Annotated in this window: 22 protein-coding genes; 10 read left to right on the top strand and 12 right to left on the bottom strand. The window is 34.2% G+C overall.

From position 1 onward, the window contains the following. Positions 1 to 111: 111 nt before the first annotated feature. The 6 genes from ACQUQZ_RS07040 (at position 112) to ACQUQZ_RS07015 (ending at position 7,450) form a co-directional block, all read left to right on the top strand. A complete protein-coding gene (locus tag ACQUQZ_RS07040) occupies positions 112 to 1,617 on the top strand; it encodes a CotH kinase family protein (protein WP_435354150.1) in 1,506 nt (501 codons plus the stop codon). 467 nt (positions 1,618 to 2,084) lie between these two features. Continuing rightward, the gene (locus ACQUQZ_RS07035; protein WP_435354148.1) at positions 2,085 to 3,065 is read left to right on the top strand and encodes a GSCFA domain-containing protein; all 981 of its coding nucleotides are present in this window, start codon (positions 2,085 to 2,087) and stop codon (positions 3,063 to 3,065) included. 84 nt (positions 3,066 to 3,149) lie between these two features. Beyond that, positions 3,150 to 3,884: a YqjF family protein gene (locus tag ACQUQZ_RS07030; RefSeq protein ID WP_435354146.1), complete on the top strand. Its 735-nt coding sequence runs from the start codon at positions 3,150 to 3,152 to the stop codon at positions 3,882 to 3,884. Between the two features lie 38 nt (positions 3,885 to 3,922). Continuing rightward, positions 3,923 to 5,026, top strand: coding sequence for an Mrp/NBP35 family ATP-binding protein (locus tag ACQUQZ_RS07025; RefSeq protein WP_435354144.1), 1,104 nt, complete (start codon positions 3,923 to 3,925; stop codon positions 5,024 to 5,026). Between the two features lie 196 nt (positions 5,027 to 5,222). Further along, positions 5,223 to 5,471 carry a NifU family protein gene (locus tag ACQUQZ_RS07020; protein ID WP_435357644.1) on the top strand — a complete coding sequence of 83 codons (249 nt, stop codon included), beginning with the start codon at positions 5,223 to 5,225 and terminating at the stop codon, positions 5,469 to 5,471. Between the two features lie 209 nt (positions 5,472 to 5,680). Then, positions 5,681 to 7,450, top strand: coding sequence for a D-alanine--D-alanine ligase family protein (locus ACQUQZ_RS07015; RefSeq protein ID WP_435354141.1), 1,770 nt, complete (start codon positions 5,681 to 5,683; stop codon positions 7,448 to 7,450). Positions 7,451 to 7,493: 43 nt separating this feature from the next. Here ACQUQZ_RS07015 and ACQUQZ_RS07010 read toward each other — a convergent pair whose 3' ends face one another. The 4 genes from ACQUQZ_RS07010 to ACQUQZ_RS06995 form a co-directional block, all read right to left on the bottom strand. After that, positions 7,494 to 9,191: a hypothetical protein gene (locus tag ACQUQZ_RS07010; RefSeq protein ID WP_435354139.1), complete on the bottom strand. Its 1,698-nt coding sequence runs from the start codon at positions 9,189 to 9,191 to the stop codon at positions 7,494 to 7,496. Between the two features lie 9 nt (positions 9,192 to 9,200). After that, positions 9,201 to 10,217, bottom strand: coding sequence for a hypothetical protein (locus ACQUQZ_RS07005; RefSeq protein WP_435354137.1), 1,017 nt, complete (start codon positions 10,215 to 10,217; stop codon positions 9,201 to 9,203). A gap of 78 nt (positions 10,218 to 10,295) precedes the next feature. Beyond that, positions 10,296 to 10,637, bottom strand: a complete 342-nt coding sequence (locus ACQUQZ_RS07000) for a LytR/AlgR family response regulator transcription factor (RefSeq protein ID WP_435354136.1) — start codon at positions 10,635 to 10,637, stop codon at positions 10,296 to 10,298. A gap of 4 nt (positions 10,638 to 10,641) precedes the next feature. Further along, positions 10,642 to 10,788 (bottom strand): hypothetical protein, encoded by a 147-nt coding sequence (locus ACQUQZ_RS06995; protein WP_435354134.1) that lies wholly within the window; start codon positions 10,786 to 10,788, stop codon positions 10,642 to 10,644. 44 nt (positions 10,789 to 10,832) lie between these two features. Between ACQUQZ_RS06995 and ACQUQZ_RS06990 the strand changes: the two genes are divergently transcribed. Next, positions 10,833 to 12,608: a tetratricopeptide repeat-containing sensor histidine kinase gene (locus tag ACQUQZ_RS06990; RefSeq protein ID WP_435354133.1), complete on the top strand. Its 1,776-nt coding sequence runs from the start codon at positions 10,833 to 10,835 to the stop codon at positions 12,606 to 12,608. A gap of 163 nt (positions 12,609 to 12,771) precedes the next feature. Here ACQUQZ_RS06990 and ACQUQZ_RS06985 read toward each other — a convergent pair whose 3' ends face one another. The 4 genes from ACQUQZ_RS06985 to ACQUQZ_RS06970 all read right to left on the bottom strand — a co-directional run bounded on the left by ACQUQZ_RS06985 (position 12,772) and on the right by ACQUQZ_RS06970 (position 18,129). Beyond that, positions 12,772 to 14,481, bottom strand: coding sequence for a hypothetical protein (locus ACQUQZ_RS06985; protein ID WP_435354132.1), 1,710 nt, complete (start codon positions 14,479 to 14,481; stop codon positions 12,772 to 12,774). A 226-nt stretch (positions 14,482 to 14,707) separates the two neighbouring features. Continuing rightward, the gene (locus tag ACQUQZ_RS06980) at positions 14,708 to 15,496 is read right to left on the bottom strand and encodes a hypothetical protein (RefSeq protein WP_435354131.1); all 789 of its coding nucleotides are present in this window, start codon (positions 15,494 to 15,496) and stop codon (positions 14,708 to 14,710) included. Between the two features lie 25 nt (positions 15,497 to 15,521). Next, on the bottom strand, positions 15,522 to 17,771 hold the full coding sequence (locus ACQUQZ_RS06975) for a fibronectin type III domain-containing protein (RefSeq protein WP_435354130.1): 2,250 nt from the start codon (positions 17,769 to 17,771) through the stop codon (positions 15,522 to 15,524). A 31-nt stretch (positions 17,772 to 17,802) separates the two neighbouring features. Next, positions 17,803 to 18,129: a LytR/AlgR family response regulator transcription factor gene (locus ACQUQZ_RS06970; RefSeq protein WP_435354129.1), complete on the bottom strand. Its 327-nt coding sequence runs from the start codon at positions 18,127 to 18,129 to the stop codon at positions 17,803 to 17,805. Between the two features lie 203 nt (positions 18,130 to 18,332). On the opposite strand from ACQUQZ_RS06970, the gene ACQUQZ_RS06965 reads away from it, so the two are divergent. Continuing rightward, complete coding sequence (locus tag ACQUQZ_RS06965; protein WP_435354128.1) at positions 18,333 to 20,057, top strand: sensor histidine kinase; 1,725 nt, start codon at positions 18,333 to 18,335, stop codon at positions 20,055 to 20,057. Between the two features lie 15 nt (positions 20,058 to 20,072). After that, entirely contained in the window at positions 20,073 to 20,813 is a 741-nt protein-coding gene (locus ACQUQZ_RS06960; RefSeq protein ID WP_435354126.1) for a response regulator, read from the top strand. Between the two features lie 58 nt (positions 20,814 to 20,871). On the opposite strand, the gene ACQUQZ_RS06955 is transcribed toward ACQUQZ_RS06960, so the two are convergent. Next, entirely contained in the window at positions 20,872 to 22,218 is a 1,347-nt protein-coding gene (locus tag ACQUQZ_RS06955) for a tetratricopeptide repeat protein (protein WP_435354125.1), read from the bottom strand. Positions 22,219 to 22,501: 283 nt separating this feature from the next. Between ACQUQZ_RS06955 and ACQUQZ_RS06950 the strand changes: the two genes are divergently transcribed. Then, positions 22,502 to 23,104, top strand: coding sequence for an OmpA family protein (locus tag ACQUQZ_RS06950; RefSeq protein ID WP_435354123.1), 603 nt, complete (start codon positions 22,502 to 22,504; stop codon positions 23,102 to 23,104). Positions 23,105 to 23,161: 57 nt separating this feature from the next. Here ACQUQZ_RS06950 and ACQUQZ_RS06945 read toward each other — a convergent pair whose 3' ends face one another. The 3 genes from ACQUQZ_RS06945 to argS all read right to left on the bottom strand — a co-directional run bounded on the left by ACQUQZ_RS06945 (position 23,162) and on the right by argS (position 26,511). Then, positions 23,162 to 24,040: a 1,4-dihydroxy-2-naphthoate polyprenyltransferase gene (locus tag ACQUQZ_RS06945; RefSeq protein ID WP_435354122.1), complete on the bottom strand. Its 879-nt coding sequence runs from the start codon at positions 24,038 to 24,040 to the stop codon at positions 23,162 to 23,164. Positions 24,041 to 24,121: 81 nt separating this feature from the next. Then, a complete protein-coding gene (locus ACQUQZ_RS06940; protein WP_435354120.1) occupies positions 24,122 to 24,730 on the bottom strand; it encodes a glutathione peroxidase in 609 nt (202 codons plus the stop codon). A gap of 5 nt (positions 24,731 to 24,735) precedes the next feature. Continuing rightward, positions 24,736 to 26,511 carry an arginine--tRNA ligase gene (argS, locus tag ACQUQZ_RS06935; RefSeq protein ID WP_435354119.1) on the bottom strand — a complete coding sequence of 592 codons (1,776 nt, stop codon included), beginning with the start codon at positions 26,509 to 26,511 and terminating at the stop codon, positions 24,736 to 24,738. Positions 26,512 to 26,530 lie beyond the last annotated feature (19 nt).

The raw sequence follows: 26,530 nt of genomic DNA, 5'->3' as shown, positions 1-26,530 counted from the left end.
CAATTAAAAGCATTTCTGTATCTACACATCTAAACTAATCTTCTACACTGCATATTTTTCCAATAAAAATTCTCATTCTTTACTTAAAAAATCAAACAAAAATTGGTAAAAATGAAACCTTCATCGCTTAGATTTATAAACCTAATCGCATTGTTATGCTATATTTCACTGCCTTCTTTTGCGACAAAGCCTATTTCAAAAAAGAGGCAAAAGCCTAATTATACTGTTGTTTTTTCGCAAAAAAAAGTCAATATTCTTGAAATAAGCATGGCAAAAAGCCAATGGGACAGCATCAGAATTGACATGAAGGATAAATTTGGTAATGATTTTGGCAAAAGTGGCTTTCCTGGAATGGGTAAAATGCCACCCAATGGAATGCCGCCAATGCCACCACCCAATTTTGCCGATGGTGGTGGCATGATGAATTTTGGCAAAGGCGAACCAAATTATTTCTCAGTTTCTGTAAAATTCAAAGGTAAAGTCTATCCAAAAGTAGGTTTTCGATTAAAAGGGAATTCAAGTTTAATGCAAACTTGGGGAAAAGGTATTTATAAATTGCCTTTTCGATTGGATTTCAACGAGTTTGAAAAAGATAAGAAAAAAAATAAACTTTATGGTTTTGAAAAGCTATCTTTTTCACCAGCCATGAGCGACAAGGCATTGATTCGTGAAAAAGTAACTTCTGATATTTTACGTGAAGCGGGCATTCCTGCTTCACAAACAGCCTTTTATCGGATCTATATTGATTTTGGAGAAGGAAAAAAATATTGTGGTATTTATACACTCGTGGAAGTCATTGAAGATACCATGATTAAAGCCCAATTTGGAGAAGAATCAGGTAATATTTATAAACCTGAGTCAAATTTTACGAAGTTCAAAAAAGAACAATTTGAGAAAAAGAACAACAAAAAACAAGCAGACTGGAGTGATATTGAAGCATTTATCAAGATTTTGAATGATTCAAGTCGGATTAAAAAGCCCATTGAATGGCGAACAAATTTAGAAAACACCTTCAACATTGACCATTTCATCAAATGGTTAGCGATTAATAATACCATCGTTAATTGGGACACTTACGGAGCATTGCCACATAATTATTATCTCTATCACTCCCCTACTCAAAAACTTACTTGGATTTCATGGGACCATGATTTATCGTTGGGTGTAAAAATGGAAATGCCTACGGGATTTCCACGTGGCGGCTCTCCACCAGAAACTTTTAATCAACCTGATGGATTGAAATTAGCCGACGGGTTTAAACCACCAGCGGGTTTCGGTCCACCAATGGGTGGAGCAATGGGTCGTGGCGTTTCCCTTTCATTAAAGGAGGTTGGCAAAAATTGGCCATTGATTCGCTACATTGCCGATGATATTTTTTACTATGCTAAATACAAACAATATGTAAAAAATTTCACTGAAAATGTGTTCACTCCTGCCAAGATGAACCAACTTTTTGAGCAAAATCATCAATTAATTGCACCTTTTGTGATTGGAAAAATAAAAGAAGAAAACCCTTACTCTCATCTCAAAAACAGTGAAGATTTCGTCAAAGAACTTGATGTTCTGAAACAACATGTTATAATTAGAAATGAAGCAGTAGAAGCTTTTTTGAAATAAAAAACGGCATAAATTCTATGAGAATTTGTAATTAAGATTAATTTTTAAAAACCAAAACTACCTGAATATTATCTGTTTTTGCTATTTCAAAAAAACGCTATCCACTCGACATTTTGGTTTGGTGGGTAGCTTTTTAGAGTTTCCTCAATTTTAAAAAAAAGTTAAAAAAATAGCATAGTTTATTTTAAAATCAGTTTTGTGAAAACTATAAAAAGCATCTTCAAATGTAAATTTTATAATCATTTAAATCAATATGATGTGATTTACAAATAGCAAAACACCTAAAAAAAATCCAGTTTTTTTAGTCTATTATACCAATTTTCTGCAAACTTTTGCAAGCTTTTATTAAATTAATTAATTTTTTGCGAAATAACTTGCAAGAACAAATTGTAAAATCTACCTTCGCAAACCGTTGATAATCAGTCATTTAACGGACTCCTATAACTAACCCCTAAAAAACAAAAAAAATGGAATTTCGTACTGAAATTGAAGTAGCTCCTGCTCGCTTCAATATCAGCACTGACTCAAAAATTATGACTGTCGGCTCATGTTTTTCCGAGGTCATTGGAAGTCAGTTGGCTGATAACAAACTGCAATGTTTATGTAACCCCTATGGTACTGTTTTCAATCCATCCTCTATATTCAAATTAGTCAATCACAGTTTACAAAACCAACCTGTTTTTAAGCATCTTATGCTCGAAAATAACGGTATTTGGCAACATTACGATTTTCATTCAAAGTTTTATGGTTCTTCTCGTGAAGACTTAGAAAAAGATTTGAATCAAACACACAAAAAAGTCCATCAGTTTTTGCGAAAAGCTAATTTTTTGATCATCACTCTTGGCACTTCTATTGTTTATCAACTCAAAGAAAACAGTCAAATTGTTGCGAATTGTCATAAAACCCCAGCCGACAAATTCAAAAAAGAAATGTTGACTGTCAAAGAAATACAGCTTCGCTTTCGTTCGATGTATGAAGCTTTGAAAATGCAGAATAATCGTATAAAAATTTTACTTACGGTTAGTCCTGTTAGACACACACGTGAGACTTTACAACTTAATTCTGTCAGTAAAAGTATTCTTCGTACCGCTTGTTATCATTTAGAGCAAGATTTCAATGATGTACATTATTTCCCAAGTTATGAAATCATGATGGATGATTTGCGTGATTATCGTTTCTATAAAGCAGATTTGATTCATCCAAATGAGCAAGCTGAACAATATATTTTCGAGAAATTTGCTGAAACATACTTCACCGAAGACCTAAATGTTTTTTTGAAAGAGTGGAATAAATTAAAAATGTCGCTGAATCACCGACCAATTCAAACGGATACTCCTGCTCACCAAAAGTTTTTGAATGATTTATTAGCAAAACTCGATGGTTTAAGTCATAAAATTGATGTTTCTAACGAAATAGCTGAAGTACGTTCTAAACTCATCGCAGCATAGAAAATACTTTACAGATAATACTTAAAACTGATGTATCTTTGCGTAAGAATACATCAGTTTTTTTAGTATAAAAAACAAGTCCTCATGTTTGGAAATAAGTTTCTTGATGCTCATTGGAAAAACCTCGTGATGGCAAACTATGAGGTTCCGCCAGCAATTTTGCAGCCATACCTGCCCTATAAAACAGCATTAGATTTTTGGAATAATCGCTGTTATGTAAGCTTAGTAGGTTTTCAGTTTTTAGAAACCAAAGTTTTAGGTATCAAATTTCCATTTCATACAAATTTTGATGAAGTAAATTTACGCTTTTATGTTCGTTACAACGACAACGGCGAATGGAAACGCGGGGTTGTTTTTATTAAAGAGATTGTTCCGAAATTCATGATTACTTTCGTTGCTAATACGCTTTACAACGAAAAATACGCAACACATCCTTGCAAACACGACATACAAATCAGTGATAATCAAGGAAAAGAAGATGCGATATTTGTAAAATATTCTTGGAAACATGAAGCTATTTGGAACCATATTCAGGTAAATGCTGATTTGGATACAAAGCCGATAGCAGTTGGAAGCGAAGAAGAATTTATTACCGAACATTATTGGGGCTATGCAAGATATTCTTCTGAAAAAACAAATGAGTATCAAGTACAACACCCTCGTTGGAATGTTCACCAAGTGAATAACTACGATATCAAATGTGATTTTAAGGAACTTTACGGAAGCGAATTCGCTTTTTTAAAAGATACAAAACCTACCTCGGTTTTACTTGCCCAAGGCTCAGAAGTATCAGTTTTTAAAGGAAAAGTAATTATTTAGTACAACAGGTTTCTAACTTGTTTGATTTACAAAACATAATGGGAGAATTAACAATAACCAAAGAAAAAGTACTGCAAGCCCTCAGCACTGTTGAAGAGCCAGATTTAAAAAAAGACCTTGTTACACTCAATATGATTCGTGATATTGAGGTAGGTGTCAATCAAGTTTCATTTACGGTCATGCTCACTACACCAGCTTGCCCGTTGAAAGAATTGATAAAGAAAAACTGTACCGATGCGATTCATAAACATCTCAGTCAAGATATAAAAGTAAGCATCCACATGACTGCTGATGTTACATCAATACGTAGCAATGCACCAGTTTTGGCAGGGGTAAAAAACATCATTGCAATATCGTCGGGTAAAGGTGGAGTTGGTAAATCGACAGTTACTGTCAATTTGGCGATGGCTCTCAAAAAATCTGGAGCAAAAGTAGGTATCATTGATGCCGATATTTCTGGGCCTTCGATTCCATTGATGTTTGGGGCAGAAAACATGCAACCACTCATAACCCAAAAAGATGGCAAAAACATGATTACACCAATCATGCAATATGGCATCAAAATGATTTCGATTGGTTTCTTAACACCTGCGGATAGTGCAGTAGTTTGGCGTGGTCCAATGGCAAGCCAAGCTTTACGTCAATTTTTTGGTGATGTCGATTGGGGTGATTTAGATTATATTCTGATTGATTTACCACCTGGCACAAGCGATATTCACCTTACTTTGGTACAAACAGTTCCTCTTACAGGTGCGGTGGTGGTTACTACTCCACAAAAAGTTGCTTTAGCAGATGCTACTAAAGGCTTAGCGATGTTTCGTCAACCACAAATAAATGTACCGATTCTTGGTGTTGTTGAAAACATGGCATATTTCACTCCTGCCGAGCTACCTGACAATAAATATTATCTTTTTGGAAAAGATGGTGGAAAAAACTTGGCTGAAAAGTATGGAGTTCCATTGTTAGGACAGATTCCAATTGTGCAAAGCATCAGAGAGGGAGGTGATGAAGGACGACCAGCGATGATGGACAATGAATCAATCACAAGCGAAGCTTTCAAAGCAACTGCTGAGGCGTTGGCACAGCAAGTTGCCATTCGTAATGCTTCTGGCGAAAAAACTGTTAGAGTTGAGATTCGGTAAATAGGCAAAATACTTGTTTAAATAAGAACAATGATTGATTTATAGATTCAATGATATAATCTTGAAATCTAAAAATCTTTATAATCTTGCCGAACTTTTCTTGTTTTTTTGTACTTTTATAGATGTATTTAATAGAATTGTGTGAAAAAAGTTATCATTCACAAATAACTATTTATTGATAAATGTTTACTATTCAATGGAAGATTTAATACAAAGGGTAGAAGCTGCTTTAGATAGCGTTCGACCATATTTAGTAACCGATGGGGGTAATGTAAAAGTCGTGGAAATTACTGATGATTTCACAGTAAGGCTTGAATTATTAGGAGCTTGCGGCAACTGTCCTATGTCTTCTATGACCTTCAAGGCTGGTTTGGAAGAAGCCATCTTAAAATCTGTTCCTGAAATACGAAAAGTAGAAGCCCTCAACTTAGTTCCAATTTTCTAATAGGTTATTTAGTTTGAGGAGAATTTCGCTTAAAAAACGAAGCCACTTGCAGCAACAAGTGGCTTTTTTTATTAACTTGCAATCGGAATGTGAGATGGCTATAGAAGCATGCAATGGAAAGAAAAATACTGTTTCTTGATTCATGAATCTCCTTTCTTTAAACCATAGTAGCATCCTATTTGCAGACCAAAGACTGTGAACAAAATAAAATGGCAAATAAAATTAGAATCGGTATTTTCTTCGGCGGACAAGCACGTGAACGAGAAATTTCTTATTTAGGCGGAAAGACTGCCTTTGAGCATATTGATAAGGCAATTTTTGAACCTATTCCTATCTTTGTCGATAGTTTGGGGCATTTTATTCAGATAAATCCTGAGTTGCTTTACGAAGAATCTATTCGTGATTTTTTTCCTTCAAAAAACCTTAATCGTGGATTTCGTGTGTATATCGAATCATTAGGTGAGTTGAACGAAACTCAACTTTATAAACTCATTTATAAAGTTGGGAAGCAAATACAACCAGCTGACTTTTCTCAAATCATGGATTTTGCTTTTACCATCATGCACGGCCCTCAAGCTGAAGATGGAGCGATTCAAGGTTTATTGGAATGGTATGGAATACCTTACGTTGGCCCTGGTTTGATGGGTTCATCAGTTGGAATCGACAAGCCAATGCAAAACAAGCTTATTTCTCTTGTAACAGGCCAGAAAAAGAAAATGGTCACCTTTACTCGTGAAGAATGGCAAGTGGCTGACCGTTCAAAAATGTTTACTGATTTAATCAATAATATAGGTTTTCCATTTGTTGTAAAAGCTCCGCACCAAGGCTCATCTATTGGTGTAGCGATTGTTCGTAAAAGAAGCCTCGAAGAGTTTACAAAGTCGGTTCAACAATGCTTTTTTGAAACAACATTTTTGAAACGTGAATGGGAAAAAATGACAGACCGCCAGAAACGCCATTTGATGGAAAAAACATCAAATTTGGATGAAGGTATAGGTTTCCCTCTGATAGTGAATGGTAAAATGCTCTTTCATCCAGTAGAATTGATGGAAGAATTGGATGCACAGCTCTTTACATTAGATAGTGTTACTGCCATATCGGCAAATGCTGAAGATCATGTAATGATAGAAGAATTTGTGGTTGGACAAGAATTTTCTTGTGGTGTAATTCAACATGACGATGGCACAGCAGTTGCCCTCCCTCCTACTGAAATCTACGGTGAAATTCAGACATTTGATTTCAAATCTAAGTATAAATCTAATGTAACCAAAAAGCGTATTCCAGTAGAAACAAGCTTAGAAAATTTGAACAAAATTCAAGATAATCTACTTAAAGCTTTCAATAATTTAGGTTTCTCGGTTGTTACACGTACAGATGGCTTCTTAACTCCTGATGGTAGAGTATTGCTTCATGATCCGAACACTATTCCAGGAATGTCTCCTGCTTCGTTGATTTTCAAGCAAATGGCAGAAATCGGACTTACTGTCACTCAGTCTATTACTTACTTTATTCGCCAGTCTATTCGTGAAAGAATCAGAAATGGGAAAAATACAGTAGTTCTGCGTCAATTGCTGGAAAGATTAGATAATGACATTGAAGAACGTTTAAAATCTCACCGCAAGAAAGTCGCTATCATTTTTGGAGAAACCGACGAAGAGTATAAAATTGCTCAAAAGAAATTGGGTGAATATGCATCTTCGCCAACTTACGAGCCAGTGCCCATTTGTGCAGCCAGAAATGGGCAAATGTACAAAATTCCGGTAAATCTAATGTTTAAGGCTGATATCCAAGATTTTGGTCAAAATATTGGCAAACCCAAACACCCATTTATTGCCGAGATTATCAGAAAAACTGAGAAAATTACACAAAAATATGCAGGAGGATTCGACTGGCAAGTAAAGAAGATTTCTGAAGCCGATTTAGCAGAGACTGTTCAATTTATTTTCCAATGTGATTCGAATACTTTAGTTGAATTATAAAAAAAAGTCCAAGATGGATTGAATTCCATCTTGGACTTTTATATCAATTGGGTTTAATATTCATTTTAGCTCCAATAGGTACATCTAATATACCTCCCTTATCGTTATTTATTGTTTTTGCTTGTGCGGTTTGCCCTACTGTAACATTCACCTTATTATTTATTTTAATATATACTTTATCTGCTATAGTTGGAACACGTTTACATTCCCAAGTATCCGAGTCATGCCAATTACCCGATTTGACACTAAACATAATTACACCATCTGGGCATGTATAGTTAAAAACTACTGCTTTTAATGCCGACCATTGCCCACTACTATTTTTTACCCTAACAAAAAAGATATGATTGCCATACTCCAAATTATTAGGTGCAATATTAAAAGTAGCTATCAAATTATTTGTTGGGTTAGGGGTAAATAATAGTTGAGTTGCAAGTCCTTTTCCAGGGTCAGTATCAACAAAATATTCCATTTGAACAATTGGTGTGCTACTCACATCATAAACCAAAATAAGTTTGGACACCGTTTGAGACCATTGTCCATTAGCTAATCTTACTCTTGCATAAAGCGTATGTAGTCCAGCTGGCACATTCCCAACATTGAAAGTAAGGTTATTATTATTGGTGGCAAAATTGATACTTGTGGCATTTCCATAGCCAGGATCATTATCAAGAAAATATTCAGCTTTTGTAAGCGTTGCTTGCTGTAAAGTTGCAGTTTGCCAAACTAAAATCTGTTTTGAAGAACCTAATGTCCATCTTCCACTTCCATCTTGTGTACGAATATAGAGCGTATGTAAGCCAATAGGCATAGCATTAGATATTGGAATACTTATTGTACTTTGATTATTGGTAGGTGAAACAGACACTTGAGAAGCTAATCCTATACCTGGATCATTATCAAAAAAGTACTCAACATGCGTAATATTACTAATACTTCCATTGCCAGTTAATGGAAATACTAAAATAGATTGCTTTTGACTCAATGACCAATTCCCTGTCCCATCTTGTGTCCTTAAGAAAATGGTTCTCAAACCTGTATGCAAAGTGTCAGGAATCAACAATGGTGCTACCACTTGATTATTTGCTGGTGCGATAGCAACCTGAAATCCATGTCCAAATCCTGGGTCTTTATCAAAAAAATACTCTGCTTTTGTAATTGCACTTTTATTTCCACTACCAGAATTTGGTTGAACAATAATTGGCTGATGGTGTGAAAGAGTCCATCTACCATCCATTCGCTGATAACGCACATTAAAAGTTCTTAAGCCAGTCCTAAGTGTATCTGGAATATGAATATTTGCAAGAATTGTGTTGAATCGGGGTAAACAAACAGTTGGAATAGGAAAAATACAAAGGGAGTCTGTAGCGTTAACTACTGCTGAAAAGCCATTTCCGTAATCAGGGTCTTTATCAAAAAAATATTCAATTTTTCTAACTTGGTTAGTATAGGTACTTGAAGCCAATGGTACGGCAAAAATCAAGCGATTAGCTGTAATTGACCATGGATTAGTAACCGAGTTAGTTTTTGCTCGAATAAATAAGGTATGCAAACCAGCAGAAAGATTATTTGAATTGAGCGATAATGACAAATTAAGGTTATTGCTAGCAACAAAAGAATTAACAGTTGTAGCGTTTCCATAACCTGGGTCATTATCATAAAAATATTCAAATGCTGTAATTTGAGCTTGTAAATTAAAAACCAAAAGTAAGCTCAAATAAAAAGTTATTACTTTTTTCATTAGCAAAATTTAGTTTTGAACTTTTGCTTTTATTTGAACTTGAATTGTCTGCCCTACTGCCGTAGAAGTGGGTACTTGCAAGTCATACACCACTGGCCCAATAGGAATTCCTGAAAGCACATAAGGTTCGTCTCCACCAAAAGCTCCCGCATCACTTAAGTTTTCTCCTGCACCTTTGGCTGGTGAGTTAGTAGGTAATTGAAATCTTGCATCTTTGGGCAAGCCATTTGGGTTATTAGGGTAGCCTACAAACATATTGGCAAAGTTAGTGGTGACTTTATTTGAAATATTTGCAAAAGTGACTCCTCCCGCCACATTATTGTCAAAACTATAAAAGTTCTGTACCGACAGAATCTGTGGAGTTGAACAATTATTTCCAACAAAAACTTTTCCAATAAATATATTATTTTTTATTATATTTATATTTGTCAGAAAATTGAAAAAATTTCCTGTTGTAGTAGTAGAATCTGCACACTTTACATATCGAGCATTTAAAGTATTATTAATAATTTGACCTGCCATTAATGGAACGGATGAACTTGAAAAAGTAATATTATCACCAATTATATTGTTTTTAACAATGAAGCCTGTTGAATTAGAAAATGAAAGATAATTTTCAATAAAGTTTTGTTTGATGAGTGTATTATCTGCATTTTGTGATAAAATTCCCCCAACTAAGTTCCGTTGAATTATTATGTTATGAGTAGATACCATAATTGAACTCAATTGAAATCCTGAAATAATTGAATTTTGAGAGCCAGGATTAAATGAAAGGTTTTGTATAGTAGCAACATTCGGACTCGCTTGTGTGTTCGTTCCATTTGCTCCTAATAAATAGCCAGTTCCTATTAATCCTATTCTTTTACTAATAGTTAAGCTATTATAATTACCCCCTTCCACTAAAAATGTAGTACCAGCAGTAGCATTATCAATGGCCGCTTGGAGGTCTGTACCAGCTGTAATTCTCACAATTTGAGCTTGTAGATTGCCAATGGTAAAAAGCAAAAGAAATAAAGTTTTTTTCATAGGTTCAGAAGGGGTAATAATAAAGATTCAATGTTTTAAAATTTCAGCAATGTTTTGGGTTAACGGGAAAAAATCAATTCAATACAGCTTTGACATAACCATCTTTCTCTTTAATTCAACTCTTTTTCTTCGTGATACCTTAATTTCTACATTATTTTGAAGTGTCACAATATTTTTATTTAAAAGAGAATCGTTTGCATAATTTAGGTTTAGGACAAATTTTTTGTGTATCCGAAGAAAATCATAGTCTTTTAGAAGAGGTTCTATCTTTTTCAATGTAGTGGCTATCACCAATGGATTTCCCTTTGCAAAATGAATAGTAGTATAATTAATGTTGCCTTCCAAAAGAGTTACTTCGTGAGCATTCACGTGGGTTCTTTTATTAAGAGCTATCATAGTAGTAGGTAATTGTTTATTCACAGCTTTAGTGGTTGTAGGTTTTAATGTTTTTTAAACTCATATAAATTACATCAATAAGCCAACCAATGTCAATCTGCACTTTATGAATCAAGGCATTTACTTTGCCAAATAGGTCATTTCCCAAACGAGAAAAAAAATAAGAACATTTCATAACTTTTCTTTAGCTTTGGGTTTTGTATAAACAAGTAAGTATAAATGATTACTTCTACTTATGTCAATATTTTAGGAAAAGTGTTGTTAGTGACAATTTTGACATTACAACCTATTTTTGCCCAAAAATATACCTATTCAAGTATTCAGCTTGGAAAAATAAGATATGCCAATAAAGTTTTAAAAGAAGGTATTGCAAAAAAAGATTCTCTGCAAATAGCTGAAGCCTATTATTTGTTGGGCAAGATTGAAGCAAATACAGGTAATTATCTTACTTCACAAAATTTGTTTTTAAAATCTCTAAGTATTCAAGAACTGTATGGAGATTCTTATAAGTTGGGGCGGTTATATATACGATTACACGAAAATAGTCTTGGTCAAGGCCATTATGAAGATGGCTTGAAATATGTAAGAATCGCACTAAATATTTTTCAGCGAGTAAAATCAGATCTCGGTTTGAGTCATGCTTATACTGCTTTGGCTCGTTTTTATATTCCTTCAACGAGTTTGAATGATGAGTTTTCTAAGAAACCATCTTTTATTAAGCCTGATTATGACAGTGCTTTTTATTACTTTAAAAAAGCAGAAGCCCATACAATAAAAATAAAGGACACGCTCAGTTTAGCTTATCTACAGATTGCTTTTGGAGGCTTGGCTCAAATAAAAAAAAATCCAAACACTATAGCATATTATCAAACTGCTTTAGATATTTTTTCAAGTAAAAATAAAAAAAGTGAATCATTACATACGATGCTTGATTTAGCAGGTGCTTATTTAGCTTTCAATCAACCCAAAAAAGCTTACAAGCTTATTCTGCAAGCACAAAAATTATATAACGAAGAGCTTTTAAATGAGTATGATTCGCAACATCATCTGGCAAACTTATATGTAACTTACTTTCGGACAGTAGGTAATTGGGAGCAAGCTTTCAAACATTTGGAGAATGCGAATAAGTTAGACAAAAGGCAAATCTTGGCTGATCATGAGGGAGCTGTCAGCCGTTTGAATGTAGAATATGAAACCAAGAAGAAAGAAGTTCTTTTACTAAAGCAAAAAGAGGAACTTATTTTACAAGCTCAAAACTTTCGTATTCAACAACAATTCTTAATTGCCTTTGCTTCATTACTCATAATAACTATTGGACTAAGCTTTGTTTTTTATCAATTATACCGAAAAAATAAGCGAATTAGTCATTGGAATATTGTATTGGTAAAAGAGCAAAATCATCGTGTAAAGAATAATTTACAAGTAATTTCAAGTTTATTGAGCTTACAATCAAACCGTCTCACTGATTTAGTTGCCAAACAAGCCGTAGAAGAAAGCATGCTTCGAATTGAAGCGATGGCTATTCTACACAGAAAGCTATATGATGGCGACGAATTAACTGTGGTAAATCTATCCAATTTTATCATTGAATTGGTTGAAAGTGTCCTTAATAGCTTTGGATTTGGAGAGATTGAACCTACCTATTCAATGCCAAAAATTCAATTATCTGCTGACCAAGCACTACCTATTGGCTTGATAATCAATGAATTAGTTACTAATTCTTGCAAATATGCTTTTCCCGATCGGCTGAATCCGAGCCTTAATATTACTTGCTTTTCAGAAAAAAATGAGTTGGTTATAAAGGTAGTCGATAATGGTATGGGTTTTGAGAATTCAGATTTGACTCTTGACCCCATCGAAACATCTAAAACCTTCGGTATAAGGCTCATTCAGATGCAGGTTGCTCAATTAAATGGGTCTTATCATTTTGAATATAATAATGGTGTTAAGTTTACGATGAAATTTACGCCTCTCAATAATTTCTCTGGTCATTAAACTATTACTTGTTTGAATTCTTTTAAATGATTTAAAGAATCCTTAGCCATCTAAAAATGGTCAAGCCCATTTCAATTTGAATCTATGCATTTCGATAACAAAAAGTACAAGAACTATTATTTTATGGACTGAAAAAATAGCAGACTTACTATATTTGTTTCAATTATTCAGTATAACGCCAAATAAAAAGATTGCCATTGTAGCTATTAGTTGTGGAAGTTAATTGTTGATAGCCAAAGTTTATTGTTTCTTTAAAATTACCTATAATATATGCAATATTATTTTTGACTACTAATCCTCTACAAGAATCATCGTAACCATCGGGTGCAACAATCGCCCATTGTAAAGCACCTGCTGTGTTATATTTTGCTAAATATGGGTCGCCATATTGGACACCTCTTAAATAAAAAATTGTAGCTAAATTAAATGAATAAAAATTAGTATCGTATTGTAGTGTCCCTGTGATATATGGATTACCAGAATTGTCAGTTGAAACATCATTTGCGTAATTATGTTCACTATTGGTTGAACCATTCCGAACAGACCACTGTATATTTCCATTTAAATCATATTTAGCGAGAAAAGAATTATTATAACCGACAGAACCAACCGGTGCCAATGGATTTGTTCCTAAACCTGGACCAAAAGTTATTGTTGATCTGTAACTACCACATATATATAATGCGTTCGAGACCGATGAATAGGCTAGTCCACCTAAATTATCATCATAGGTACTTCCTAGTGTTTTTGCCCAACTTAATGCTCCATTAATATCATATTTTGCAAGGAAATTATCTCCATCACCTCGAGATGTATAGCTTATAGCAGCAGTATTCTCGCCAAAGGTAGCAGTAGTTTGGTAATATCCATACAGATAAACATTTGTTGAGTTATCACAAACCAATCTATATCCCGATTCATTATTACTTGTTCCTCCAGCAGTTTTGACCCATGAATACACACCTGAACTATTTAATTTAGCAATAAAAATGTCATTTGTTGAACTTAAGGAGTTATAAGTTGTTCCATCAAACGACACCCCACCAGTAAAAAAACCAGTAAAAAATACGTTCCCAGTTCCATCAAATGACACACCTTTTCCTTCACAATGATAAGTACCTGACGATCCTGCTGTTTTGAACCATTGCAATACTCCTGAAGAATTATATTTGGCGACAAAAATTTGTGAATAATAGTTACTACTAGTAGTGAAGGAACTTGACGAACCATTGGTTGAGTAAAAAATTGTACTACCTTTTAAATAACCTACGATTGCAATATTTCCGGAAGCATCAACATCTACATCTAAAATCTCTTGGTCATTTGAACTCCCAGCTATTTGGGTAGCCCAAATTAGGTTTCCATCAGCATCATGTTTTACGATAAATCCATCAAATTCCCCTGCAGAAGTCAATGTCATACTATTAATATTTTTCCCAAAAGTAACCGCACCTCTAAAAGAACCGACTGAGATAGTATTACCTAAATTATCAGCTGAGATTGATTTAGCGTTAACAGTATTTTCTGCAACAGACTGAAAAGCAAAAGATGAACTCAAAGGTGTAGCAGCAACAAGATTTGCTCCAGTACATTCCCATTTAGTCCCATTATAAGCTTTTAAGCAATTTAAGTCAGTATCATAAACCATTAAACCTTTAACAGGTGAGCCAATTGCATCAATCAGTACTGTTGTCATCCGAGGAGGCAACATACCTTTGTTAGAAGAACGAAGCTCCATAATAGCAGAAGTTGGCATAACAGCATTGCCACTTTGATTCGAAATCAATGTCCCACTTGGTGAAGTTTGAACAGCTTGCCCAAAAGAATAATAATTACAAATATTCAGTAATAAAAAGATAAATGTTTTTTTCATCACAATAATTATTTTGAGTGTTTAATGATAGTTTTATACTAACTTTTTATGATGATTTATTTCTTTTTGAAATAAATCTAAAGCAATTACTTATATATTATAAAATCAGATCTTATTATTACTTCTATAAACTAAATATTTACTCCTAATTTCTCAGTCTATTATTCTATTAAACTCGAACAAGACTTACCTTTTCAAGAAATATTGAAAAGGTAAGTCTTATTTCCTATTTTTTGTTACTCTCCCATAGCACCATTCTTTTCTTCAATTCGCTTATTTCTTCTGATTGTTTTGCATTATAAATAGTCAACTCTTCAATCTTTTCAAGCAATTTTGAAACAATTTGATTGATTTCTACCCCACTTTCAACCACTTGTTTTGCCGATGGAATATTGGGTAAGTGTTTATTTTCTTTGGCAAATTTCATTACATCTACAATGTCCATCAGCTTATAATTTTCATCAAAAACTTTATCTGACCAATCCTTTTGGTCATCATATTTAATCTTGAAATTTGTCACCAAAAACTTCCCTTCCGAGTCTAATGCTAAAAAATCACGGTCATTTATTTTTATGGATGGTGAATTGAATGCTACTCGCATATTTACGATTCCCTTTACATCTAATCTATATTTGGGCCATGCTGTGCCGATGCCTACTTTTATATTAGTATTTACAGTATCTCCCAAAATAATCGCATCATTGATGGCTACTTTTGCATTGGTCCCAATAGCTACTGAATTGGTAATCGTTGGTAATGTCCCATTTGAATTACTTCCTAAAAACACATTATTTTGACCAGCAGCAATCATATTACCCACATTTAAACCTAAAAAAAGATTTGTTGAACTTTTCAGTTTAAGTATCGCCGCTCCGTTGATTCGATAAGCACTTGTGTCTGGAATCGTGATGCCACTCTTCACTGTTAGAATACTATTGCTTGGAGTTTCAATGATTTGTGCCATTGTGCTAAACATGAGCATTGAGAATAGCGAAGTTATCAGTATATTTTTCATATCAGTAGTATTAAAAATTAAGGTTTTAGTGTAAGAAATTTAATTGTGCTGTTTGTTGAAACTTTACTGTTGGCCCTTGGTCATACGTAATCTGTTGTGCTTGTGCTGTATAACCCGTAGGTACTGTGATAATATGCTTGATCAAAACAACATCAGTAGTATTGGGTATTCGGTTGCAAGACCATACCGTAGCATCGTTCCAAGAACCATTTTTTATTGTGTACATGCTCGCACAAGTAGTTGGAGTTGTAAAAGTACTTGGCCCAGCATAAATGGTCGTAACAGATGGCGTACACAATAGTTTCACTTGCCACTCATAAATTGTTCCTGCTGTTAAGCCTGTTAATGTATATGGTAGCGATGAAATATTATTGATTGTTGTCCAAGTACTGGTGCCTTGTTGCCTCCATTGAACGGAATATGTACCTCCAGCATAGCCACCCGACCAATTGAGCTGCACAGATCCAGGAAGTAAATTAGCCACTGATAAATTGGTTGGTAATGGGCAAGATGCCGTAAAAGAAATAGGTGTAGCATAAGCTGAACTGACAGTTGGCGAACAGTTTGAACGAACCTGCCACTGATAATTCCCCCCTACTGATAAACCCGTAAGTGTATAAAAATTGGTAGCGATACCTGCAACAGTTGTCCATGTATTTGCTCCAACCAACCGCCATTGTAAATCATAGGTTGCTCCTGGCAAACCAAGTGTCCAGTTTAGTTTTGCACTATTGGTTGTTATATCAGTAGTATTTAGGCTGGTGGGCAAAGGGCAAGATGTCATAAATGTAGCCAACGTACTAAAAGCTGTATTGAGTGGAGCACAGATTGTACGCACCTGCCACTCATAAGAGGTTTGTGGTGAAAGCCCCGTTATACCATAAATAACCGTTGAGTTTGGTGTGACAGTTGGTGCATTGACTGTTTGGGTTGTCCAAGCTGTATTACTTCCTTGTACGCGATAACGCACTTCATAGCTGATACCTCCACTGACACTTAACCAAATAAGGTCTGCACTTGTAAGTGTAACATTTCCATTACCTAAGCCTGTGGGGGCAGTACAGAGAGTTGTGAAATTATTTCCTATTACAAAATTTGATGGGTTACCTGTAGGACATAAAACCCTAACCTTAAATTGATAAACTGTATTCGGAGACAAACCATTTAATATCAGTTCTCTCTCTAATATATTTGTAATTGTTGTCCATGTTGAGCCTGCCACTGGTTTATATTGGACTTCTGATAAAGCATTTTGTTCAAATACCCCCCATGTAAGTTTTACTGACGTTGATCGTATATCACCAACACCTAAACAACAAGGAGCGGGACATTCTGTTGTAAAATTATTCCCTGTAACAAAATTTGATGGGTTACCTGTAGGACATAAAACCCTAACCTTAAATTGATAAACTGTATTCGGAGACAAACCATTCAATATCAGTTCTCTCTCTAATATATTTGTAATTGTTGTCCATGTTGAGCCTGCCACTGGTTTATATTGGACTTCTGATAAAGCATTTTGTTCAAATACCCCCCATGTAAGTTTTACTGACGTTGATCGTATATCACCAACACCTAAACAACAAGGAGCGGGACATTCTGTTGTAAAATTATTCCCTGTAACAAAATTTGATGGGTTACCTGTAGGACATAAAACCCTAACCTTAAATTGATAAACTGTATTCGGAGACAAACCATTCAATATCAGTTCTCTCTCTAATATATTTGTAATTGTTGTCCATGTTGAGCCTGCCACTGGTTTATATTGGACTTCTGATAAAGCATTTTGTTCAAATACCCCCCATGTAAGTTTTACTGACGTTGATCGTATATCACCAACACCTAAACAACAAGGAGCGGGACATTCTGTTGTAAAATTATTCCCTGTAACAAAATTTGAACTTACATTTCCGTCACATATAGTTTTAACCTTCCACTGATAAGTTGTATTTGGCATTAAGCTTTCCAAATTAATGTACCTATCTATTATGTTTGTAACTGTTGTCCAAGTTGAACCAGTCACTGGTTTGTATTGAACTTCCGATAAAGCATTTTGCTCAGATACTCCCCACCCAAGTCTAACAGTTGTTGAGCGAATATCAGACGCCCCCAAACAACAAGGGTCTGCACATACAAAATTAGTGTTCAAGTTACTTGTTAGACCGAATACACTCTTTTGAGTGTTACTCTCACTATTAAGTCGTTCAGTAAAATCTTGGGCTTTTAAACAAAATGAAAGCCCTACAAATAAAATCCAAAGGAGACGTTTTTTCATAGTTGTATAAAGGGTTTTGTGTATCACATTTTTATAGTACAGTAAAATTATTTTGGGTAATTCCTTTTAAAATATTACGTTTTCTTCTTGAAACTAATAATTCAAGATTATCGGTAAGTCTGACAAAAGTTTCTTTGTCTTGTATAGTAATGGAATTGATATATGATTGATTAACCATATAGGAACGATGGATTCTAATGAAGTTTTTGTGCGATTTTATTCTATCTTCAATCGTCTTTAAAGTGTAGGATACTAACAAAAAACTGCCATCAACGAAGTAAATTTTGGTATAATTTATCACTGATTCAAGCCAAGTGACATCTTGTGAATTGAGGCTTATCTTTTCAGTAATCTTCATAGTTTTTATAATTTATAGCAAAAGATGTTAACTTATTAAAATCTGACTCAATGTCGTCAATAGAGATTAACTTTAAAACCATATCTTTACCAATCCTACTGTATTCTTTACGAAAAATCAAATTCTCTTTAATAAGCACAATAAGCTTTCATTCTTCTTGTCATTTTCCTATTTTTGATTTTAGAATAACTGAACATCAGCACATGAACGATTCTCGACAAAAATTACTTTTTGGGCTAATATTTCTGAGTATAAGTTTGATTAGTAATAAAGGGTTGGGACAAACTCAGATTGAAGAAGAAAAATTGGCTTATGCAAAATTAGTATTCAGTAGAGCCACAGCAGATAACGATACATCGCTGCTGGCAGAAGCCTACTATTTATTTGGAAAGATTGAAAATGCGAAGCATAATTATAAAAAATCGAGTGAATGGTTTTATAAGTCTTTAAGTATTATCGAAAAAAAAGGCAATTCTTATGAATTAGGGCGTCTTTATTTACGACTATCTGATAACGAGTACAAACAAGATCATTATCATAACTGTGTACAGCTCATACGTTCTGCTTTACCAATTTTTCAAAAGACAAAAAATGCGGAAAGAGGTATCATGAGGGCATATTTACAGATTGGGGATGCCCATGCAAGGGCTTGGGGACTGATTGGCTCACCTACATTTGTGAACATAAAAGTCGATAGTGCTTTGTTTTATTACCGAAAAGCAGAAAGTTTAGCAATCAAATTAGGTGAAGATGAAATACTTGGACTTGCAGAAGTACGACACTCGTTGGGCAGGTGTCTATCAACCTTAAATGATATTCGCTCAATAGATTATCTAAAGGGGTCGCTATCTGTCTATCAAGATAATGAGCAACAAAGTTTGAAGGTTCATTGCATGTTAGATTTAGCAAATGCTTATATGGCCTTCAATCAATTAGATAAAGCTTTGGTTTTATTGAAAGAATCGGATGCTTTGATCAATAAAAGTTTTATTGGAGATTTTAAAACTCAAATGCACTTAGAGGAAGTGTTTTCTCTCTATTATCAAAAAAAAGGGGATTGGGAAAAAGCATTTGAATACAATGAAAGAAAAGAAATCTATCACGCTAAAATTCTACTTGCTGACCGTGAAGGTGCTGTAAGTCGCTTAAATATTGAATTTGATACCAAAAAGAAAGAAACTCAATTAGGACAACAACAACTCGAACTCCAATTAAAAGATGAAAACCTGACTATTCAAAAGCGTTTACTTTGGGTGGTTGGCACTTCGCTTCTTTTTACAATTATATTAAGTAGTATTCTTTTCAAATTATTCAAAAAAAACCAATTAATTAGTAAGCGAAATGCTATATTAATTCAAGAACAGAACCATCGAGTAAAGAATAACCTACAAGTTATTTCGAGTTTATTGAATTTACAGGCAAATATGCTTGAAGATAAAGAGGCAAAACAAGCCGTAGATGAAAGTCAATTAAGAATCGAAGCGATGGCAATTCTTCATCGTCAATTATATGATACTGACCAATTAGATAAGATTGATATGGCCGTTTTTATTAGCGAACTTTCTGAAATTATTTTTCAATCTTATGGTTTAAATGATATTGAAACAGATTTTGACATCACCATTCACGAAATGCCTGCTGATAAAGCTATTTTCTTTGGTTTGATGCTAAATGAATTAATTTCAAATGCTTGTAAACATGCTTTCAAAAATCATCCAAATCCGATTTTAATTATTAATTTTAGCGAATATGCCGAAGAACTTATATTAAAAGTAAAAGATAATGGTTTCAAAAAAACTACAAATCTAAAAACACATTCAACTTCTTTTGGTTTGAAGTTGATAAATATGATGACGGTTCAGCTTGATGGTACAATAGAAAATAAATTTGATCATGGAATGGAATTTTTAATTAAATGTAAACTTTAACTTTTGCTTATAAACATGAATTCACTAAAAATCTTAATCATTGAAGACGAAATTATTACTGCAACAGACTTAAAAGAAACCTTAGAAAAATACAATCATAAAATTATCGCTATCGCAAAAAATTATGCTGAAGCGATTTTAGCCATTGACAAACTGATACCAGATTTGATGATTATTGATATTCGCCTTAGAAACTCATCATTTGACGGTATCGAAACAGCCCAAGAAATTATCAAAGAATATCACATCCCATTTGTATTTCTTACTGCACATTCAGAAGCACAAACCTTCGAGCGTGCTAAAGCTCTTAATCCTTCTGCATATTTGCTCAAACCCTTCCGCCACCGAGAGTTGGCATTTCAAATTGAATTAGCATACAATCATTACATGGCTAATAAAAAGTTAGATAATAATCCCATTAAGGCAGACAATATCTTTCTTCCTCTTGAAAAAGGGCATCAAAAAATAGTCAAAGAAGATGTTTTATTTTTAAAGGCAGAAGGGGCTTACGTTAATGTTTATGTCAAAAATCAAAAAAGTCCCTTTCTTTTTTCAATGAATTTAGGTTATCTAACTCAATATTTTACGACTCCTAACTTTTATCAAATTTCACGTTCTTACTTAATCAATCTTGATTATCTCAATAGATTTGACACCGAAAATATTTATTTAAATGAGTATGAGGGAAAAATTCCTTTGCCACAAAATCGAAGGTCAGAATTAGTCAAAAAGCTTGCAGTAATCAAAACACCTTAAAACAAAAAAAATCTCCGTCGTATTGACGGAGATTTTTTTGAAATCTTATACAAAAATATTAATTACAATATTCACGAATAACATTATAGGCTGCTGAATATCCTAATTCTCCAGCACGACTTAGGTCATAACATCCTGCATTTTCGTCACCTAAAGCATGCTTAATAATACCTCTTACGTAATAAGCCTCACCGTATTTAGGGTTTAGTTTAATGGCATTAGAGCAGTCTTGTAAGGCTTCTTTTTGAGCTCCCATTGATGAACGCACCAACCCACGAGAAAAATAAGCCTCGGCATAAGTAGGATTTAATTCAATTGATTTATTTAAATCAATGATAGCACCTTTGCCATCACCCGTTTTAAACTTAGAAATTCCTCGACTATAATATGCTTCCGAACGATCGTCAGAAAACTCATTAATCTTGCTTCTTTCCTGAACAACATTTCTCAAGTCGTCTAATGTATTTTTAGTCATACGACCTGTATAATAAACTTTTGAGTCAATATTTACATTGTTAATCTCAATTGCTTTGGTCAAGTCATTGACGGCATCTTTTTGGCTGCCTAATTTGCTATTGCAAAACCCTCTACCATAAAATGCACGAACATTTTGTGGGTCAAGCTGAATCGCCTTATCATAATCATTCATTGCTCCACGAAAATCCTCGATTTTTGTTTTAGCAAATCCACGATTAAAATATGATTCGCTATCTTCTGGATTTAGTTTAACAGCTTCATCAAAATCTTTGATTGAGCCAGCATAATCATTGATTTTTAAGCGACTAAAACCTCTACTTGCAAATGATTGTGAACGCTTAGGGTTCATATCAATTGCTTTTGTAAAATCTGAAATACTTCCTTGAAAGTCATCTAAACGAGATTTACAAGCTCCACGAGAATAAAATGCTTGATATTTCTTGTCATCTTCAGTATTCAAATCAACTACTTTTGTAAAATCTTGAATGGCACGGCGATAGTCTAATAATTTAGCTCTTGTCATACCACGGTACAAATATGCCAAAGCATCTTCTGGATTTAGTTCGATTGTACGGTTATAATCTTGTAAAGCTGAACGATGGTCATCTTGGTCACTTTTACTTTTTCCACGATACAAATATGCTAAAGCATTTTTAGGATCAAGGTCAATCGTACGGTCAAAATCTAAGATTGCTCCACGATGGTCTTTTAGTTGCTGTTTTGCCAAGCCACGATTATAATAGCTTGTTGAATTTTCAGGGTTCATCGCAATAGCTGTACTGTATGCTTGTGAAGCACCAATATAATCGCCTGCTTTACTTTTATTTACACCAATATCAAAAAATTCAGAAGCAGTTTGTTGTGCTTTAGTCTGTACTGTAAAAATAGTTAGGCAAAAAGCCAATAGAGAAGGAAATACTTTTTTCATATGATTATTTAAAAATTAAAAAGACATAGTGGTACTATGTAATTATGAAGCTTTTTTTTGGGTTTAATTTAGTAAGTAATGGAAAAGCAAAGATAAATTTTATGCCTGTTTCCTCAATGCTTTTTGATAAAAAGTTTTAGTTAATTGTGTAATTTGCTACCTAATAATAACTTTTTTACCAAATAGTTTGCCAATCTTAAAAAAAAATCACCAATTTTACGTAACATTTATTTTGCCTTAGGCAGAATTATTTACTTACGTTGCTTAAAAACATCCTAATTCCATGAAATTTTTGCGTCAATTTGCAAGCCTGGCTATGGTTATAGCTATGTTTGCTGCTTGTAATTCTTCAAAAAAAACAGCTTCATCAAATCGTAAAAAAGATCCTGTGGCAGCTGATGCTGCTCGTAAAATTGGTGAGATGCTTGATAGATTAGCAACTGACTTGATCAATGCAACAACTGGCAAAGCTGATATCATTCGTACATCTGATGGCATTAATATTACTTTTCAGCCCGACTTTTATTTTGAGTCAAGCTCAGAAAAATTGACTTCTGAAGCCACTAATGTATTAAATGATATTTCAGGTGTTTTGAATCGATATCCATATACTGAGATTTTTATTGAAGGACATGCCGATAGTACTGGCAATCAACTCAATAACAAAAAACTCTCAGAAACAAGAGCTAAGACTGTTGCTTTATATTTGAAATCTCAAGGTGTAGTAGCCGAGCGAATGGCCATTGCTGGCTATGGAGCAACTCGACCGCTTGTTAGTAATGCAACCCCTGAAGGCCGCCGTAAGAATCGAAGAGTTTTGGTTAAAATACGAGCCAATGAACAAAAATTCTTGGCTACACAAACCCAAGTAGCAGGAACAAATTGATTTATAAATGACGATTTACGATTGTTTATTTGTAAATCGTCATTCCCAACTCGTTATTTAAAGCAACTGTCCGACTCCAAATAAGATAACAAAAGCTAAAGTAGAAAGTGCCATTTGTTTGAGCATTGGGTCGGGGTTTTGTAATCGAGAAACTTTGAAACCATTCATAAAAAACAATGGAAAACAAAGGATGTATTGAAAGTTGTTTTTTCCTTGTAAAATACTAAATATAAGGATACTGCTCATTCCGAGTATCAATAAAATCCAATGATAAATCACTGCCTTGTCCCTGCCTAATCGGGCGGGGATTGTTTTTTTTCCTGCTCTTGTATCTGATTCAATATCTCTGATATTATTAATATTTAATACGCCAGTAGCAAAGAGTCCACAACTGAGTGCTGGTAAAAAATTGAGCCAATCGAAGGTTTTGGTAAACAAAAAATTACTCCCTAAAACGCCAACTAAACCAAAAAAAATCAAAACAGAAATATCGCCCAAACCTGCATAGCCATAAGGTTTTTTACCTGCGGTATAAGTGTAGGCCGCTAACATTGAAAGCAAGCCAAGACCTAAAAAGTACCAAAAAATTGTAGAGGAAGCATCTCTAAAAGCAAAATATAAGAGTGAAATACCAAAAATTAAACAAAGAATCGCAAGGAAAATAATCCCATTGAACATTTGTTTTGGCGAAATCGCACCTGATTGGACGGCTCGCTCTGGGCCAACTCTTCCTACCAAATCTGCTCCATTTTGTGTATCTCCATAGTCATTGGCAAAATTAGAAAGTACTTGTAACGCAATGGTTGTCAGACAACACAAAGCAAAAATGAGCCAATCGAATTTCCCAGCAAATGCTGCTAAAAAACTTCCCATAAAAATACTCGCCAAAGCCAAAGGTAAGGTACGTGGTCGAGCTGCTGAAAGCCAACTTTTCATAATAATAGAATGAGTGAATGATAGAATGAATGAATTGAATATTTTTACTTTTCTATCATTCACTCATTCTATCATTAAATATTAAATTCCTACTGCCTTTAAAAATTCAGGAGAATCTGGTTTTACACCTGATGCAAAAAAATGCGAAACTTCTCCCTTCTCATTGACAACATATTTACAGAAATTCCAAGTTGGTTCTTTATCGTTCCAACCATTCAAATCTTTTTTGCTCAACCATTTATATAATGGATGTTGGTCACTTCCAACAACGCTAATTTTTTCAAGCATTTGGAATGTTACACCATAGTTTTTCTGACAAAAAGTAGCAATTTCTTTGTTTGAACCAGGTTCTTGTCCGCCAAAGTTATTGGCAGGGCAACCTAAAACTACAATTTTATCACCATATTTTTCATGGAATTTTTGCCAATCTGCATATTGAGGCGTATAGCCACACTCCGATGCAGTATTCAAAATTACCACTTTTTTACCTTTATATTTGGCAAAACTGATAGTTTCTTTGCCATCAAGTGATTTTAAGCTATAATCATAAAAAGATCCTTTTGCCATGACATTGCTTGGTTTAACAGATACCATTTTCTTATCAGAAAAGAGGTGTTTGATGATACGAAAACTCATAGTTCCTGCGAGTGTTACAATAGTTAATACACCTAAAATTACTTTCTTTTTCATAGTTTTTACATTCGGTTTGGTACATCTATTCCTAATAACGCAGTTGCCTTCGCAATTGTTTCAGCAATCACTTTTATGAGTGAAAGTCTAAATTGTTGTTTGTCAGCATCAGTTTCATTCATAATGGAAACTTCGGCATAAAATTGATTGAATGTTTTAGCTAATTCATAGACATAACTTGCTACAACTGCAGGCGAATATTCATCTCCTGCTTTATTAACAGCAGTTGGATATTCACTTAAAACAAATATTAATTCTGCTTCTACTTTTGTCAATTCGATTGCTTTAACTTGCTGATTTACAGGGATATTCATAGATGCCGCTTTACGTAGAATCGAGCAAATACGTGCATGTGTATATTGAATAAAAGGTCCTGTATTTCCTTGAAAATCGATTGATTCAGCTGGATTGAATAGCATTCTTTTCTTAGGCTCAACTTTCAATAAGAAATATTTCAACGCTCCCAAAGCAAGCATTTGAAATAATTTTTCTGCTTCTTCTTTACTAAAATCGTCAATTTTTCCACGTTCACGAGTAGTTTCAGTTGCCGTTTCAATCATTTCAGCTACCAATTCATCGGCATCAACGACCGTTCCTTCACGAGATTTCATTTTCCCTGAAGGCAAATCCACCATGCCATAACTTAGGTGATAACAGCCATCAGCGTAGGCTCGGCCGAGTTTTTTCATAATGGCAAAAAGTACTTGAAAATGGTAATCTTGCTCATTGCCTACTACCCAAATTGATTTATCGTTATGATAATCATTGAATTTCAAATCAGTCGTACCTAAGTCTTGTGTAATATACACCGAGGTTCCGTCCGAACGAAGTACGAGTTTTTCATCAAGACCTTCTTCTTTCAAATCAATCCAAACACTTCCATTATCTTTTTTAAAGAAAACTCCTTTTTGTAAGCCTTCTTCAACCAAATCTTTTCCAAGCAAATATGTATTTGACTCATAGTAGGTTTTATCAAACGAAACGCCAATTTTTTTGTATGTTTCATTAAATCCTGCGAAAACCCAGTCATTCATTTTTCGCCATAAAGCCATCGTTTCGGGATCACCTTGCTCCCATTTTTGCAACATTTCTTGAGCTTCAAGCATCAATGGAGCATTTTTCTTGGCTTCATCTTCGGTTTTGCCTTCAGCCATTAATTGAGCGATTTCAGCTTTATAGGCTTTATCAAACTCAACATAATATTTACCAGCCAAGTGGTCGCCTTTTAGTCCTAAAGATTCGGGCGTTTCTCCATTCCCAAATTTTTGATAGGCTAACATTGACTTACAAATATGCACACCACGGTCATTGACCAAGCAAGTTTTGACCACATCATATCCTCCTGCCTTTAAAATACTGGCAACCGATTCACCTAAAAAATCATTGCGTAGATGTCCTAAATGCAATGGTTTGTTGGTATTGGGTGAGGAAAACTCAACCATGACAGATTTTCCATTGGCAGGGAAAGTACCAAAATTATCTTCTGATAAAATGCTATTTAAAGTATCAACCCAAACAGTGTTAGTTAAAACTATATTCAAAAACCCTTGAACAACATTGAAACCGCCAATAAAATCATTCTTTTCTTGCAAATACTGCCCAATCGCATTTCCTATTTCGACTGGATTTTTACGTAATGATTTTACTAAAGGAAAAACTACATACGTATAATTTCCTTCAAAATCCTTCTTGGTTGGCTGCAAAACTACCTCTTCTTCTACTTGAAATAATGCCGAAAGTGCTTCTTGGATGGCGTTCTTTAATGATAATTCAATATTCATAACAATTATTACTGTTTGC

Origin of the sequence: Emticicia sp. SJ17W-69 (genome assembly GCF_051209875.1) — a bacterium.
Classification (GTDB): Bacteria; Bacteroidota; Bacteroidia; order Cytophagales; family Spirosomataceae; genus Emticicia.
The sequence above is the reverse complement of the archived record's forward strand: the minus strand, read 5'-3'. Positions and strand labels throughout refer to the sequence as shown.